Source organism: Providencia sp. 2023EL-00965 (assembly GCF_033550225.1).
Lineage (GTDB): Bacteria > Pseudomonadota > Gammaproteobacteria > Enterobacterales > Enterobacteriaceae > Providencia > Providencia manganoxydans.
Genome location: NZ_JAWUEH010000015.1, coordinates 36,801 through 52,429 on the forward strand (window position 1 = coordinate 36,801; position 15,629 = coordinate 52,429).

The 15,629-nt window shown below is 41.7% G+C and carries 13 protein-coding genes and 1 pseudogene; 2 read left to right on the plus strand and 12 right to left on the minus strand.

Annotation, left to right across the window (positions count from 1 at the left end):
* Positions 1 to 129 precede the first annotated feature (129 nt).
* Positions 130 to 501: a hypothetical protein gene (locus SC428_RS17380; RefSeq protein ID WP_000119696.1), complete on the minus strand. Its 372-nt coding sequence runs from the start codon at positions 499 to 501 to the stop codon at positions 130 to 132.
* Between the two features lie 60 nt (positions 502 to 561).
* Complete coding sequence (locus SC428_RS17385) at positions 562 to 1,059, minus strand: hypothetical protein (protein WP_001444089.1); 498 nt, start codon at positions 1,057 to 1,059, stop codon at positions 562 to 564.
* A gap of 591 nt (positions 1,060 to 1,650) precedes the next feature.
* On the opposite strand from SC428_RS17385, the gene ltrA reads away from it, so the two are divergent.
* The gene (ltrA, locus tag SC428_RS17390) at positions 1,651 to 2,982 is read left to right on the plus strand and encodes a group II intron reverse transcriptase/maturase (RefSeq protein WP_094962570.1); all 1,332 of its coding nucleotides are present in this window, start codon (positions 1,651 to 1,653) and stop codon (positions 2,980 to 2,982) included.
* A gap of 49 nt (positions 2,983 to 3,031) precedes the next feature.
* On the opposite strand, the gene lnu(F) is transcribed toward ltrA, so the two are convergent.
* Entirely contained in the window at positions 3,032 to 3,868 is an 837-nt protein-coding gene (gene lnu(F), locus SC428_RS17395) for a lincosamide nucleotidyltransferase Lnu(F) (protein WP_094962569.1), read from the minus strand.
* Positions 3,869 to 4,001: 133 nt separating this feature from the next.
* Positions 4,002 to 4,742: a subclass B1 metallo-beta-lactamase IMP-27 gene (locus SC428_RS17400; RefSeq protein ID WP_063860585.1), complete on the minus strand. Its 741-nt coding sequence runs from the start codon at positions 4,740 to 4,742 to the stop codon at positions 4,002 to 4,004.
* A gap of 327 nt (positions 4,743 to 5,069) precedes the next feature.
* On the opposite strand from SC428_RS17400, the pseudogene intI2 reads away from it, so the two are divergent.
* Positions 5,070 to 6,047: pseudogene (gene intI2 / locus SC428_RS17405) on the plus strand (class 2 integron integrase IntI2).
* A gap of 187 nt (positions 6,048 to 6,234) precedes the next feature.
* Here the strand turns inward: intI2 and SC428_RS17410 are convergent.
* The 8 genes from SC428_RS17410 to SC428_RS17445 all read right to left on the minus strand — a co-directional run bounded on the left by SC428_RS17410 (position 6,235) and on the right by SC428_RS17445 (position 15,586).
* Positions 6,235 to 6,474, minus strand: a complete 240-nt coding sequence (locus tag SC428_RS17410) for a BrxA family protein (RefSeq protein WP_001353740.1) — start codon at positions 6,472 to 6,474, stop codon at positions 6,235 to 6,237.
* A gap of 558 nt (positions 6,475 to 7,032) precedes the next feature.
* Entirely contained in the window at positions 7,033 to 7,443 is a 411-nt protein-coding gene (locus tag SC428_RS17415; protein WP_318709266.1) for a hypothetical protein, read from the minus strand.
* 22 nt (positions 7,444 to 7,465) lie between these two features.
* Complete coding sequence (locus tag SC428_RS17420) at positions 7,466 to 8,611, minus strand: ABC transporter substrate-binding protein (RefSeq protein WP_318709268.1); 1,146 nt, start codon at positions 8,609 to 8,611, stop codon at positions 7,466 to 7,468.
* Positions 8,612 to 8,619: 8 nt separating this feature from the next.
* Entirely contained in the window at positions 8,620 to 9,807 is a 1,188-nt protein-coding gene (locus SC428_RS17425; protein ID WP_318709270.1) for an MFS transporter, read from the minus strand.
* Positions 9,804 to 10,973: an NAD/NADP octopine/nopaline dehydrogenase family protein gene (locus tag SC428_RS17430; protein ID WP_318709272.1), complete on the minus strand. Its 1,170-nt coding sequence runs from the start codon at positions 10,971 to 10,973 to the stop codon at positions 9,804 to 9,806. The genes SC428_RS17425 and SC428_RS17430 overlap by 4 nt, the downstream gene beginning before the upstream one ends.
* Before the next feature lie 10 nt (positions 10,974 to 10,983).
* A complete protein-coding gene (locus SC428_RS17435; RefSeq protein ID WP_070929818.1) occupies positions 10,984 to 12,000 on the minus strand; it encodes a PLP-dependent cysteine synthase family protein in 1,017 nt (338 codons plus the stop codon).
* 8 nt (positions 12,001 to 12,008) lie between these two features.
* The gene (locus SC428_RS17440) at positions 12,009 to 13,403 is read right to left on the minus strand and encodes a Y4yA family PLP-dependent enzyme (protein ID WP_283126085.1); all 1,395 of its coding nucleotides are present in this window, start codon (positions 13,401 to 13,403) and stop codon (positions 12,009 to 12,011) included.
* A gap of 11 nt (positions 13,404 to 13,414) precedes the next feature.
* On the minus strand, positions 13,415 to 15,586 hold the full coding sequence (locus tag SC428_RS17445) for a TonB-dependent siderophore receptor (RefSeq protein ID WP_318709275.1): 2,172 nt from the start codon (positions 15,584 to 15,586) through the stop codon (positions 13,415 to 13,417).
* Between the last annotated feature and the right edge of the window lie 43 nt (positions 15,587 to 15,629).

The window sequence follows — 15,629 nt, forward strand, 5'->3', positions numbered from 1 at the left end:
CTATTTGCTCAGGAAGCATCGCCATACCTTGGCCTAGGTAAAGAAGATCAGACTCGTAGCCACATCGGTGGCAACTGAGCTTGTACGCAATGCCCATCTGGTTGTCTCACCTGAATCGTAACGTCAGAGCTATTCATCCATCCATTCGGCATCAATGTATGCCACTAAGCCGACCAGCTGACCGTTTGGACTGAAGTATGTTGCCTGCACCCCACTTGACATCTCATCAATACCACCGCACTGCGCTAGGCGCCGGTCCCACTTGCCCACAGAAGCGTCAGGATCGGCTGAGTTCCCCAAGACCCTTGTGAGCCATGCCTCCTTTAACTCAACCTCTCGAATGATTGCGTCGGCCAGCTCCTCCGCGTTATCTAGTTCGACATAGTCTGGAATTCGGACGTACGTTCTGAACACAGCTGGATACTTACTTGGGCGATTGTCATACATGACATCAACAATGTACCCGTTTGTGTAACCGTCTCTTGGAGGTTCGTATGACACTAGTGGTTCCCCTCAGCTTGCGACTAGATGTTGAGGCCTAACATTTTATTAGAGAGCAGGCTAGTTGCTTAGATACATGATCTTCAGGCCGTTATCTGTCAGGGCAAGCGAAAATTGGCCATTTATGACGACCAATGCCCCGCAGAAGCTCCCATCTTTGCCGCCATAGACGCCGCGCCCCCCTTTTGGGGTGTAGAACATCCTTTTGCCAGATGTGGAAAAGAAGTTCGTTGTCCCATTGTTGGCAATGACGTAGTAGCCGGCGAAAGTGCGAGACCCATTTGCGCTATATATAAGCCTACGATTTCCGTTGCGACTATTGTCGTAATTGGATGAACTATTATCGTAGTTGCTCTCAGAGTTGTCGTAATTTGATGGACTATTGTCGTAATTGCTTATGGAGTTGTCGTAGTTGCTTGGAGAAATGTCGTAGTTGGATGGGGAGTAGTCATAGGGAAGACGAGCTTCATCCACTAAAACAATTGGCAGGTCAGCAAGTGCCTGCCCCGATGCCATCGCAAGTACGAGGCTTAGAACCACCTTCAACAGATCGCGCATAGTCTTCCCCAGCTCTCTAACGCTTGAGTTAAGCCGCGCCGCGAAGCGGCGTCGGCTTGAACGAATTGTGTACGCCCAGCATGGGCATGAACTAATGAGGTGAAAGTCCTCTGTAGGAAGGTCACCATCCTTAGCGATTTATGATCGTTATTAGATGTTAACTACTAGCGAATGGCAAGGGCGGCTCCGCGAGGAGTTGTCTGGAGGAAGCCGGACGCAAAGCTGCGAGCTGATGAACAAAAACATCATATGAGGCGTAGGCTGAAGGCGAGTTGGCACAAGACAACGAAGCCATGTGATCTAACGGCCACCGTAAATGATGCAGCAGTGCAGTGACAGTACATGCTCTTATCTGGGGAGATCTGCTTAACAAGCGATCGGTAATCCACCAGTGAGGCTCTGGTTAATAAGTGCCTTGGCTCTAAGGAATGTATCGACCTTGGAGAGCGAATTAGATGCAAACCGATAGCGCGAACAGAGGCAACTCTGTGAGTGATTAAGCAGAAGTCAGCAGACGGCATAGTAGCCAAACGCCCATCGTAATGGTTGGGACACGGTGAAGGCCTGAACATTAAGAACAAAGGAGGAGCCTTGTCACACTTGAACACACGAACGCCGTCCGGCGATGACGTGACTCAGCGTAGCGATATGAAGCCAGCCTTTAGCAACGATCTATTCGAGCACGTGCTGCAGGAAGATAACCTCTCTGCGGCATGGAAACGCGTTCGAGCCAATAAAGGGGCCGCTGGCATCGATGGCATGACCATCGATGAATTCCCCGCTTGGGTAAGATCCGGCAACTGGAAAGCATTGAAACAACAACTGGTAACAGGCTGTTATCAACCCTCACCGGTAAGGCGTGTTGAAATAGCTAAACCAGATGGCGGCACTCGTCAGCTGGGTATTCCAACCGTTACTGATCGTGTAATCCAACAAGCCATTACCCAAGTATTAACACCTATTTTCGATCCTGAGTTTTCTGAACACAGTTTTGGATTCCGTCCAGGTCGTAATGGGCAGCAAGCGGTTAAGCAGGTACAGAGCATCATCAAGGAAGGACGCCGCTTCGCGGTGGATGTTGATCTGTCGAAGTTCTTTGACCGAGTTAATCACGATCTACTGATGACGCGCCTTGGCGACAAGGTGAAAGACAAACGTCTGCTTAGACTGATTAAACGTTACCTGAGAGCTGGGTTTATCGATAATCAGTTCAAAGGTGAGAGTCGAGTGGGTGTACCGCAAGGTGGGCCATTGTCGCCGTTACTGGCGAATATCATGCTCGACTCTTTGGATAAAGAACTTGAAAAACGCGGTCATAAGTTTGCCCGCTACGCGGATGATTTCACGATTCTAGTGAAGAGCCAGCGAGCTGGAGAACGAGTGCTGCGCAGTATCAGTCAGTACTTGCAAAGCCGTTTGAAGTTAGTGGTCAACACTGACAAAAGTCGTGTGGTTAAAACCAATGAAAGCCAGTTCTTGGGCTTTACGTTCAAGGCGAATCGCATTCATTGGCATCCGAAAACGCTGCTGAAATTTAAGCAGAATGTTCGCAAACTCACGAATCGCAACTGGGGCGTGTCAATGAAATACCAGCTATTTAAGATCAGCCAATATTTACGCGGCTGGATAAACTACTTTGGTATTGCCAGTGGCTATCAGCACTGCGTTGAACTGGATCATTGGATCCGGCGCAGAGTGCGAATGGCCTATTGGCGACAGTGGCGCAAGCCGCGCACTAAAGTAAGAAACTTAATGCGGTTGGGCGTTCATGTGCAAGCTGCAGTTGCATGCGGTATCACCAGCAAAGGCCCATGGCGTAGCTCTAAAACTCCGGGAATTAATCAGGCATTATCAAATGCTTACTTAAAATCTCAGGGTCTGTACGCATTGCGCGATGGTTGGATTAAGCTTCATCATTCTTGATGAAACGCCCTGTGCGGAGCCGCATGCAGGGTGTTGTGGGGGCTGAGGGCTAGAAACCCTCGGCTACCCGATTGTGCGGCGTCGCAGACTCATTGAGCAACCTTTTTGCCTGCGCAATTACAGTTCTCGGAAGCTCGATATTCAGAGGTTCTGTCACGCTCTTGAACAATTCGAGACTCCACGTCCACGTTTGATGATAGGCTGCACATAGTGCTCTTGGTTCTGCACTGCTTGTGCATGCCAGATAGCGATTATACGAGTCCTCCGAGATATCCTTTTCGAGCGCGCGTGAAGGTGTCGGCCAGTGGTCTGTTGCCCCTTCGTGGAGTCGAACCAGCTTGAGTAGGTTTTCATGTGCTTTGCTGAGCAAAGCCCAGGCGCGAGCGTACTCTCCCCGATTTAAAAGATTGGCCCCAAAGAGCATCAGGCTGATGAGGTTCAACACAAGCCCTTCCACCAGCGGCGCGCCTTCACGTATCGGGGGACCGCCCACGAGAGCGCTTGCGTACCTTGACAACTCTCCTGATCGGTCCAACAAAACAGCCGCCTCAAGCGAGGGAAACCACCCATAGCCTTGCCAAGTGGAAATGACCGGTATGTCCGATTTTCGCATGAAATGGAATTCACCGCGAATGCCGTTTTCAAAAAGTGCGGTGTGGTGGCCGAAGTCGTCCGGAAAGTAAGCAGCAACCGGACTTACGGCATTAAGCCACGAGCGCTGATCGAAATTTTCAAAATGGTCATCCTGGATGAACACTGCGAATTCGATATCAGAGAACTCGTCACCCTCTCCGATAGCAAATGAGCCGAACATCAATGCCGCGATTATTCGTGCATCCTCATGACAACCTTCCTTGAAGAGTTCGATCATTTTCAGTTGAAGCATAGAAATATCCTTTTATTGAAGCCACAGATTATGAGGAAAGGTATACGCAGATTTTTGTTTTTTTTCGTCAGCACAACGCCAGCAGCAAGCGCGCCGTTTTTTTGGCGTCGCCTTGACTGCTTTTGTTAGAAATTTAGTTGCTTGGCTGCAATGTCTTTTTACTTTCTTTAAGTCCTTTAACAGCCTGCTCCCAGGTACGCTTCAAGTGTGTCGCGTCTCCGGTTTCGCTATGACCTGAAACAACCAGCTTTGCTTTACCATATTTTTCCATCAATATTTTGGCGGACTCTGGCCAAGCCTCTAAATTTGCGTCACCCAAATTACCAAGGCCGTGAGGCTTAACAAAGCAACCGCCAAATAATATTTCCTTTTCAGGCAGCCAAACTACTACGTTGTCTTGAGTGTGGCCAGGGCCAGGATAAAACACTTCTATTTTATCTTTCGCCAGCCAATAACTAACCCCGTCAAATGAGTTTTTGGCTTGAACCTTACCGTCTTTTTTCAGAAGTTCATTCGTTAATTCAGACGCATACGTGGGGATAGACTGAGAGTTAAGCCACTCTATTCCCCCCGTACTGTCGCTATGGAAATGTGAGGAAACAGTGCCTTTTATTTTATAGCCGCGCTCCACAAACCAATTGACTAACTTTTCAGTATCTTTAGCAGTAAATGGAGTATCAATCAGATAGGCGTCAGCGCCTATGAGAACCACCAAACCGTGTTTAGTAACAACACCCCAACCTTTAACTTCTTCATACGATGTATGAACATAAACACCTTCTTCAAGCTTTTCAACTCTCAAATTAGGCAAAGTCTCACCTGCGACAGTAATACTACAAAAGACAAAGACACATAAAACAAATAATTTTTTCATATTTACCCTTTTCTAACATTTTATTAGTAAGCATGCTCGTTTTGTCACCCGCTGATGCTTACCGTTAATTAATATAATCACTTGTATTAAATAGACTTTCTTTAAAAATACAAGACACTCTGTTATTACAAATCGTGCATGCCGTCTATCCTGCTTGCACGATGCACATTATCTCACCCAAAGAACTCATAACATTTTAATTTATTTAGCATTAAATTAAAACTCTACCGGTAAACAAGCATCTCTAGGCGTAAAAAACAGGCACTTTTTTAAATCCCAGCTAGAATAGGCTGTATAGGCAGACAGTTGCAAGACAAGGAGCGTTTTATGTCTAACAGTCCATTTTTAAATTCTATACGCACGGATATGCGACAAAAAGGTTATGCGCTGAAAACTGAAAAAACTTACCTGCACTGGATTAAGCGTTTTATTCTGTTTCACAAAAAACGTCATCCTCAGACCATGGGCAGTGAAGAGGTCAGGCTGTTTTTATCCAGCTTAGCAAACAGCAGACATGTAGCCATAAACACGCAGAAAATCGCTTTAAATGCCCTAGCTTTTTTGTACAACAGGTTTTTACAACAGCCGTTGGGCGATATTGATTATATCCCTGCAAGCAAGCCTAGACGGCTACCCTCTGTTATCTCTGCAAATGAAGTGCAACGCATTTTGCAGGTTATGGATACTCGCAACCAAGTTATTTTTACGCTGCTGTATGGTGCAGGTTTGCGCATTAATGAATGCTTGCGTTTGCGGGTTAAAGATTTTGATTTTGATAATGGCTGCATCACTGTGCATGACGGTAAGGGTGGGAAAAGCAGAAACAGCCTACTGCCCACGCGCCTAATCCCAGCAATAAAATAACTCATTGAGCAAGCGCGGCTTATTCAGCAAGACGACAACTTACAAGGCGTAGGGCCATCGCTGCCTTTTGCTTTAGATCACAAATACCCTTCTGCTTATCGACAAGCGGCGTGGATGTTTGTCTTTCCCTCCAGCACGCTCTGCAACCACCCGTATAACGGCAAATTATGCCGCCATCATCTGCATGACTCCGTTGCGCGAAAGGCATTGAAGGCAGCCGTACAAAAAGCAGGCATCGTTAGCAAGCGTGTCACTTGTCATACATTTCGTCACTCGTTTGCTACGCATCTATTACAAGCGGGGCGTGATATTCGCACTGTGCAAGAACTCTTAGGGCATAACGATGTTAAGACCACGCAAATCTATACGCATGTGTTGGGTCAGCATTTTGCCGGCACCACCAGTCCTGCGGATGGACTGATGCTACTTATCAATCAGTAAAAGTAGATAAATATCTTTATGTAGCCCTGAGTAGCCCCTGATACTTTTTATGGTGAAAAAGATAAACAATCATAGAGGGGATAAATATGAGCCAGTTCTACCATTGTTCAGATAAGTTTAAGCAAGATACTGTCAATCACAGTGACCATTCATGGTCATTACACTTCCTCCAGTTGCCAGACAATGCCTAACATAAAAACGCAAAAGCCCAAAAGTCAGAGCTTAGGTGTTCTAGGCGTTTTCTAAGCGCTGAAGAAATACGTCTTACCGTAGATTGCGTGCGTTTCTGAAGCACATTTTCCTTATACATGGCTTTATCCCAGGCAGCTTCATCAAGCTCTTGGAGTAACAAGCCAGTAATAATGCGACACTCTCGGGTTTGTAGCGAGCCGCTGGTGAGATCGGAGTTATAGCGGAAAGGGGTCATTTGTAATTATTTGTGGGTGGAGGATAGTTAACTTATTATTGTAGTTGGAAGAGGCTGCTTTCCAAACATTAGCACCTCGTAATGCTTGTTACTGTATATTAATTTATGCTCTTAGCGCATGTTAATGGGCTATTACAATGCATAATGTCCACATCAAGATAACTGTGGCTTAACACCTGTACAAGCGAAAAAAATCAATCACCTGTCCGGAAATACGGGATCACTGTAAAGTGTTGGTGAGGCAGTCTAGGAGGGGGATTTAATTTGGGATACTGATGAAAGGATTATGATCAGTTGGATATAGGATCGTACTAAGCTGAGCGGCAGGTTAGCTAGATTAGTTAACCAGATAAGTGAAATCTAGTTCCAAACTATTTTGTCATTTTTAATTTTCGTATTAGCTTACGACGCTACACCCAGTTCCCATCTATTTTGTCACTCTTCCCTAAATAATCCTTAAAAACTCCATTTCCACCCCTCCCAGTTCCCAACTATTTTGTCCGCCCACAAAACCAAATCCGATTATGCAGCTGAGCGCATAATCGGATTTATTTATATTTACAGCCTTTTTAGTAAGTCTAAATTTACATTAATTGTCGGTAAGAATGGCGAAAAATGATGTTTTGTTGTTTTATAAGGCAATAGCTTGTTTTGATATAAAATGGCTTCAAAAATTTTTTGTATATCATAAGGTTTATCAGAGTTTTGGTAGCTAACTTTGACTCGGTTATCTTGGTAACTCAGTAATATACAAGGTAATAGCGACAATTTTAGTTGTTTAGCGACTTGGTAGCGATGGTTGCCATCCATAATAATACCTGTATGTATTTCACATGGAATGGGGGTCGTCCAAGTTCCATCACTGACAATTTTGTGACTGAGATAATCAATATGCTGTTTATCTGTTTCTTCTGATGAGCACAGAAATTGTATTGGTTTCAATTCAATATGGTAGATATTGCTAGTCATAACATCACCTGCCTTAAAAACGCTACTTATTCTCTAAGCTCACAAAGTATCCAGGTTCATAAGGAATAGATAAAAATTTTTCATAGAATATTTTAAAAGTGTCATCTGCATTTAAATCAGCAAATAGCTCTGGATGGATCCAGTGTGCGAGCTGCTGTATGGCAATAAAATCGTAAGGGCTATTATAAAATTGATGCCAAATAGCATAAAACTGTTGGTTTTTAACTGCATTACTGCCGGTATAAGCCGGTTTTTTTAAGTATTTCTCTAATTTTATTTTGGCTGCATTGAGGTCTTCATTGGGGCCTAAGCCAATCCAATCTCCTTCAGGCATAAACTTTGAAAAATTAGCACTGGTAATAACAATTTTATCTGGATCTGCGACAAGTACTTGTTCAGGGTTCATCATGTAGAATGTGTTAGGGGCATTTTTTGCACCAATATTGTCACCGCCAGCAAGCGAAACAAAGCGGCCAAAATTACCATCACCAAAAGTAAGGCAACATTCATCGGTATAACCGCCAATGCGTTCAATAAAAACTCTGGGTTTCTTTGGGGTGTTCTTTGCGAGTACATCACTAACTCGCTTTAATTGCTGTTCTCTAAATTCAATAAATTGCTCTGCGATTTTTTCTTCACCCCATAAAGCACCAAATAAGCGCATGGTAAGTGGGGTATTGTTTGATGGGTTATAGCGAAAATCAACATAGATAATCGGAATACCTGCTTTCTGTAATGCCTTATCGTGCCCTTGTTCTTCAATTGCAGTTTTTGCTTCGATATTCATAATGATGACATCTGGTTGCAAAGCTAACGCATGTTCTATGTTCAAAGAGCGTTTTTCTGTCCCACTGAATGTTGGGATATTTTTGAGTTGAGGAAAATGCTGACTATATTGACGCCATGTTGCAGGATCAGAAGTTTGCAGGTCGTTCCCCATTGCAACAATCCGTTTTGCAGGATTCTCTTTATCTAGCATGGCAACAAGATAAAGCATGCGGCCTTCGCCTAAAATGACTTTATTTACTGGAACGTTGACAGTAACTCTTCTACTTAAAATATCAGTAACAACAATAGGCTTTGCTGAAGTGGCCGTAGAGAATAGCAAGGTAAAAGTAAACAATAACAGAGAGATTATTTTGCTAGATAGCTTATGTTTTCCTTTCATATTGTCCCTTATTTATGAGAATGTTTTATCAGTAAAATGATTGCAATTAAGGATGCGATATAACTAATTGAAACATAATAAAAAAGCCAATCTATTCCAGGAAATAGAATAAATATGCTTCCTAAGGCAATTCCTCCTATAGAGGCGAATTGATTGATACTTTGTGATAAACCAAGTACATAACCTTGATATTCAGAAGATGTAGCAGAAGAGATTAATGCTGTGAGTATTGGTGTTGTTGCACCAAGTAAAATCCCCCAAAGTAAATACAGTAAGGCGAATCCCCAAATTATAGGGGTTATTGCTAGACCAATAACAACAATAATGCAGGCAAAGGTAATCCATTTTAAACGAATCAATGACACAGTTATGGATTGAAATTCGAACCATTTAGCCCATCGTTGAGCGGAAAGAATAACCCCCATAGCTTGTAGACCATAAATCAATCCAATAACCCAATAATCTATTGAGTAGGTATGATTAAGGTATAATGAAAAACTGGGAAGAGTGATCATTCGACTCATTAACAAAAGCCCCATTAGCAATATAAGATGTTTCACTATTTGTTGAGGGCGGTATTTTTTTGAGTTGTTAGATGATTTTTTTGCCTGCATCACTGAGTGATATTTTTTATCTGAAGGTAAAAAAACAAATACAGTAATAGCACAAACAGCGCAGAGTAGCCCTGCAATCATATTGATCCAAAAGAAATTGAGATAATCTAAGATTAACCCACCACACAGTGCCCCCAGTAAAGATCCGATATTTGTAGAGACTTGCAGGAAGGCAAAAAGTTGTGTTCGCTTTTTAGGCTCGGTGACTGAAACGCCATAAGCTTGCGCTGGAGCAATATATCCTGCGCAAGCACCTTGCACAGTTCTCAATAATAAAATTAGCCAAGGGTCGTTACAAAATGATAATAAAAATTGGGTAATTGCTAAGCCAAGCAATGCACGGATCATCATTGCTTTATTACCCATTTGATCACCCATTCGTCCCCAAAATGTACTGGTTAACATGATCCCTGCCATTGGCGCGACATAAACCATCGTCAAAGCGAAAGACAATAGCCAACCTGAGCTATTATTTTGTAAATGAATAGGCCAAAAAGGCCCACTCATTTCCATCGCTCCCATTGAAATAAGTTGGATACCAAATAAAAACCCGATAATCAGATGGCTTTTCAGTAAATTCACTGTTTGTTCACCTGATATTGGGATAGATTTAGTTTACTGAAGGCTGGATGAGGGATGCTAGGATCTAGCCCTAAATAGCCCATACACCAGTTATATATTTCATTTGTATAAGGGAGCGGAATATTGAGATGTTCACCTATACGAACCAGTAAACTTAATCCATAAACAATATCTTCTTGAAATACTCGATGTTGTTTATTAAAAGACCAGCCCTTTTGATCACGCTTTATTAATGGTAATTGGATCCCATGATAGGCTTGATTGGTACGAAGTATTGACCAAAGTGTTTTTGTGTCACTAATTTGGTTGGGATAGATTTCGCGTAATTCATCAATTAAGGATTTTATTGTCGCTAAAGAAATACCTGCGCAATTGACTAAATGTCGGCAAATAGCGAGTCGTTCTTCATCGCAACGCTGTAAATAATAGGCACTAAGTTCAGTGCAATCATTCCACCAGCAGATAGGCGATTCAAAATAGCTATTATGCCATTGAGCGTATGGGCCGATTAGCCCATAGATCACTGAGCTATGCATGATGGGGTTTGCTGGTGTTAGCGTAATTTCTAAATAATTATCGAGAATACCAATAGGAGCTGAATATAGCCTTGATAACCATTCATGAAGTTGCTTTTTATTGGTTTGATTTTCTCGATGATGAAAAGCAATAAATAATGCCGATTTTTCACCACCGAAACAGATTTTGACCCCAGGCTCTAACCCCCATGCAATATGAGGGACATCTTTCATTCCCCAAATCACGATATTAGGATTATCTTTAAAAAACTGTTCAGCAAGCCAGTCAAAGCCATTGATCCCAGGAATAGCCCCAATAAAAACAGTTTTATCAGAAGATAAATAAGGAGAGATAAAACCTAACCAGTTTGCTTGGCGGTGAGAAGGAACAGTAAGAATAATAATGTCTGCTTCAGGTATCACCTGTTGTGGTGAATGGGTTATTAGCTCTACAGGATAGTTTTTTATCTCGCCATTATTGTAATGAACGGACAGGATATTATTTTGTTGCTGGTGGCGTTCAACTGTTGTGGTATTTTGGGTGAGTAGTGATGCTGTTATATTAGGATATTGACTAAACAAAGCTACAGCAAGGTGGCCTGTTTGACCTCCTCCACAAATCACTATATTAAGATGTTTGTCTTTGGACATCACTTCCCCCTTAGCTAGCTTTCTCTAATGAAATCGTATTAGTGAGCCAGTAATTAAGTTGGTGAGATATATCAGGTGAGATCAGATTGCGAGCGCTGAGCCACTGCTCATTGAATACGGTGTTAAGGTATTTTTCACCGCCATCGGCAACGATGACAACAATATTACCGTGAATAGTATCGTTATTAATGAACTCTAAAGCTTTATAAACAATTCCGCCAGTTGAGCCTCCGACTAACAAACCATATTGGCTAGCAAGATATCGTGCCGTTTCAAATGCTTGAATATCTGAAACTTGTGCATTATGGTCAATACAGCTGTAGTCTAGTACTAACCCAACGACATCCCCTTCAGGGGTTCCTGTTCCTGATTGATAATAAGGTTTTCCTTGATGCCCAAAAACAATGGATCCCTCAGGTTCAACAGCAACTGTGATAGTTTGTGGATTATGTGACTTTAATCCTTGGGATACACCTGTTATTGAACCACCGGTACCAACGCAGCCTACATAAGCATCAATTCTGCCAATTTGTTCTATGAGTTCACAAACTAATGCAGCATAACCACCTGAATTTGCTGCATTGTCAGATTGATTCATAAATGTTGCATTGGGGAGCTGAGATGCGAGTTCATTCGCTAGGCGTTGGCGTTCGACAACAGCCACTTCATTTTCCTGATAGTTGCCTGTGACATAACGGATTTCAGCACCTAATGCTTTCATTATTGCGATTTTGTCAGGGGAGGCGTGATGATCAACAACAGCAATAAAATGCAAACCAAACTCAATGGCAGCAAGTGCAAGGCCTATTCCAGTATTGCCTGATGATGATTCTACGATGGTGCTTTTAGGTTTAATTTTTCCAGACTTAAGGCCAGCTATGACCATATTGCGAGCCATTCTGTCTTTCATACTTCCGCCGGGATTGTTCTTTTCTATTTTAAAAAATAGGGCACTTTTCTTATGGGGAATTGCAATACGTAAAATGGGCGTATTGCCTATCAAATCAGTGATTTTGCTGTAGATCATAAGCTTACCTATTTAGTGTCTTTGAAAAAGATAAACTGCCCAACATTGTTTTCCTGTGCATATAACCGACAAGGTATTGGGTGTCGATGAAATTGATTTTCAAGCAAATCCATTTGATATCCCGCAGTATTAACGAATCCTAATAAGTCACCTGCTTGGGGAAGGTTATTAAATAAAATAAGTCTGTGAGTAATAACGTCATCTTCTAAACAACTATGTCCCGCTATCCAAGCTCGGATAGGTTGTTGTTTTGCGTGCTTAGTAACAATATGAAAGGGGTCGATTAAAAACTCAGAGTTAAACCATGTTTCACAGGCGCTAAAACTACTGCCTTCAACAAATATAATAGGGTGTTTGGATTGCTGGCAGGTACGCACTACTCGAAATAGAGTGATAGCACTTTGATCGACAAGGCTACGGCCAGGTTCTATCGTTAGTGTGATATTTAGCCTATTAATGTATTGGGCTATAGTCTCATTATCCGTACATTGGCTTGTCAGTAAGGCGTTAAGCCATTGCTCTGCGGATTGTTCACTACCATAAGGATAAAAATCGGCTGGAATACAGTGATTTTGATAAGTTTCAGTGGTTTGATTATTAATCCAAGTTTGATAGTGTTCTGTTGGGACATATTGAATCGGTAGCCCACCTCCGATATCGATAGTTTGGATGTTAAGCCCTAATTGTTGGGATAATTCAATCAGTGGTAATATTTCGTGAAAAGCTTGCACCCGTGAGGTTAGTGTATAGCCACCTAAATGGAAGTGAATACCTTGCCATTGTAATTGATTATGTTGTTTAACTAATTTAAGAGCACTAACAAAAGCTGGGTATTTCATACCAAATCGTGAATGGCTTGAATGCGGTTGATAGCGCAATAATATTCTTGCTTTACGTGAATGAGATCCTAATAAACGCAGAATATCGTGTAGCTCTTCAAGGGAATCTACGACAATCAGCGACTGATGTAATATAAGTTGCCAGAGGAAATCATCTGTTTTGGCGGGCCCTGTCGCGCAGAGTTTTTCAGGTGAAATACCGTATTGGTAAGCGTCTTTCCATTCATGAAGGCTTGAAACATCAACGCCAATATTTTCTTCGATAGCTGTTTTGAGTAGGATATTTGATTGATTAACTTTTACGCCATATAAAATGCATCCTTTCACGTGATGTTCTTGAAAAACGGCTTTCAATTTTAGGATATTTTGTTTCATTGTATGAGGAAAAACTAAGTTCAATGGTGAACCATACCGCTTAATCAAGCCGACAAGCTGTTCATTATTAGCAAAACATAATTGATGAATTAGAGGATCCATAATAGGAGGAAGCTCTATTGGGGCGATTGTTTTTGCTGATAAAAGAGTAACAGTTGAGATATCGACTAAGCTAGTTTGATCCACCATGATTTTACCTCTTAAAAGTCAACAGTGATTGATCCCATTACCGTTCTTGGTGAGCCTTGAGCGAAAGTGCTATAAGACGCTACACCAGACCAATAACGTTCATTTAAAATATTGTTGATATTTAACCTTAAAGTGACAGGGGTATTAGACACCGTTGTTTTGTAAGCAGAACCGACATCAACAGTTGTCCATGAAGGAATTGAATGCGTATTTTCTTTGTTTACGTATTGGCGAGTGTGATAATTAACATTGCCATTGATACTTAAACCAGAAACTGAGGGAATATCATATTCTGCACCAATATTCGCTACCCACGGTGATACACCTATTGGTTCATGACCTTTATTTTGTCCTGATGCAGTTTTAGTCAGCTCAGCTTGAATATAAGTAACTCCTCCCGTTAAACGAAGAGATTCAAAAGGTTTACCTGATATGCTCAGTTCTATCCCCCTATTTCTTTGTTCATCATTTGCTGAATAAATCATACTGTGAGGATCTAATGACCCACTTGGTTTACTAATTTGGAATAGGCTTAATGTTGTTATTGCGGAAGGTCGTTCATATTTCACACCTAACTCGTACTGTTTTGAACGAAATGGTTTCATCATTTCGCCACTGTTTTTTGCATTGGCTGGTGCTGCACTGCCTTTACTTAGCCCTTCTACATAATTTGCATATAGAGAAATATCTTCTGTAGGTTTAAATAATACTCCGATGAGAGGTGTTATTGCGGACTCATCATAACGCGTTGAAAGCTGGCCTGAAGTAAAGTTATCAGACTGTACTTTTTGATAGCGAACTCCTGGAGTCACCATAAAATCATCATTAAAGAAACCAATAGTATCGACGAAGGAAATTCCTGACAGTGTATTTTCAGAGCGCTTAGTTATTTCAGGGTAAGTCGGGATCTGTTTATCAATATAAGTAGGGTTAAATAGATTGGTTATATAAGGTGTCCCTGCTGTAGTACCGACATTATAGCGATCAAAATATTGATTCCATTGTAATGCGAGTTGGTGTGATATATCCCCTGTCATGAATTCGCTTTTAACCCCAGTCCCCATTGAATAGCGTTGAGTTTTGCTTTGAAAATTCATGATATAGGTTGATATATCACCTTGGTCGTTAAGAATGGTATAGGTTTGTTCACTAACTCGATCAATACGGGTACGTGCTCCGCCTATATCCATAAATAGAGAAGTATTACTTAATATGTCATATTCCATATGCAGTAGTGCGGAGTCATCATTAGATTTCCACCATGTCCAAGGGCTGGCTAAATTAGTTTTTCCATTTGGGGCAGAAGGAACAATGCCATCAGCACCTAAATAAAAAGGCCGGTTACTCGCATTCATGTTTTGGTTTTGAGTAATTAAATCTAAGGACGCGCGAAAACGTTCATTAGAGTAATCTAAGGCAATTGCACCAACACCTAGCCTACGTTTTTGATGGTCTACGGGTGTATCACCATTGGTGTAGCTACCGTTAATACGGATACCAAAATATTGGTTATTCCCTAGGTCATAGAGGCGTCCTACATCCAGTTTGCCGCCTAATTGTGAATCACTGAGGTACTGAGCGGTTAATTGCGTAATAGGTTGGGCACTTGCACGTTTAGTCACGACGTTGATAACGCCACCGACACCTCCTTCAGGAGACATACCGTATAGCAGTGAAGCTGGTCCTTTTAAGATATCAACACGCTCTGCATAATCAGTTAACAGCTGAAAATTAGGGGATACACCATAAATTCCATTTAATGCAAACTCGCCGATATTACCTTCAGTAATCGGAAATCCTCGAATATATAAAGAATCAAGAAGCCCACCTTTTGAGCTACTAATCTGTATTGAGGTATCATGGGATAAAATATCTGAAATTTGCTGTGCTTGTTGTGACTGCATATAGGCAGAGTTGTAATTCGAGATATTAAATGGAATATCCATAATATCTTTATCACCTAATAACCCAGCTTGCATTGTTCGAGATGAAAAATTATTAGGTTGTTGGTTATTATTACTTTTTGTGGTTACAAAGATACTATCTTTATTTTTGGGCTCGTTAGTTTGAGCATGTGCAGTTATTGTACTGGATAGCCCTATAACAACATATAACCACGTAGAATATATGTTTATATTTTTAGCTGTGTATTTGCTTTTTTTCATTATTGGTTTATTTTTCATATTTAAATATCATTCAATTGATTTTTAATAAAATGAAGGGAAC

Bases quoted from the DNA above. Each gene is read 5' to 3' on its own strand.
- SC428_RS17415 (WP_318709266.1), bottom strand. From the start codon at position 7,443: ATGACTAGCAATATCTACCATATTGAATTGAAACCAATACAATTTCTG.
- SC428_RS17410 (WP_001353740.1), bottom strand. From the start codon at position 6,474: ATGACCCCTTTCCGCTATAACTCCGATCTCACCAGCGGCTCGCTACAA.
- SC428_RS17400 (WP_063860585.1), bottom strand. From the start codon at position 4,742: ATGAAAAAATTATTTGTTTTATGTGTCTTTGTCTTTTGTAGTATTACT.
- SC428_RS17420 (WP_318709268.1), bottom strand. From the start codon at position 8,611: ATGAAAGGAAAACATAAGCTATCTAGCAAAATAATCTCTCTGTTATTG.
- SC428_RS17440 (WP_283126085.1), bottom strand. From the start codon at position 13,403: ATGGTGGATCAAACTAGCTTAGTCGATATCTCAACTGTTACTCTTTTA.
- SC428_RS17435 (WP_070929818.1), bottom strand. From the start codon at position 12,000: ATGATCTACAGCAAAATCACTGATTTGATAGGCAATACGCCCATTTTA.
- SC428_RS17430 (WP_318709272.1), bottom strand. From the start codon at position 10,973: ATGTCCAAAGACAAACATCTTAATATAGTGATTTGTGGAGGAGGTCAA.
- SC428_RS17445 (WP_318709275.1), bottom strand. From the start codon at position 15,586: ATGAAAAATAAACCAATAATGAAAAAAAGCAAATACACAGCTAAAAAT.
- SC428_RS17385 (WP_001444089.1), bottom strand. From the start codon at position 1,059: ATGCGCGATCTGTTGAAGGTGGTTCTAAGCCTCGTACTTGCGATGGCA.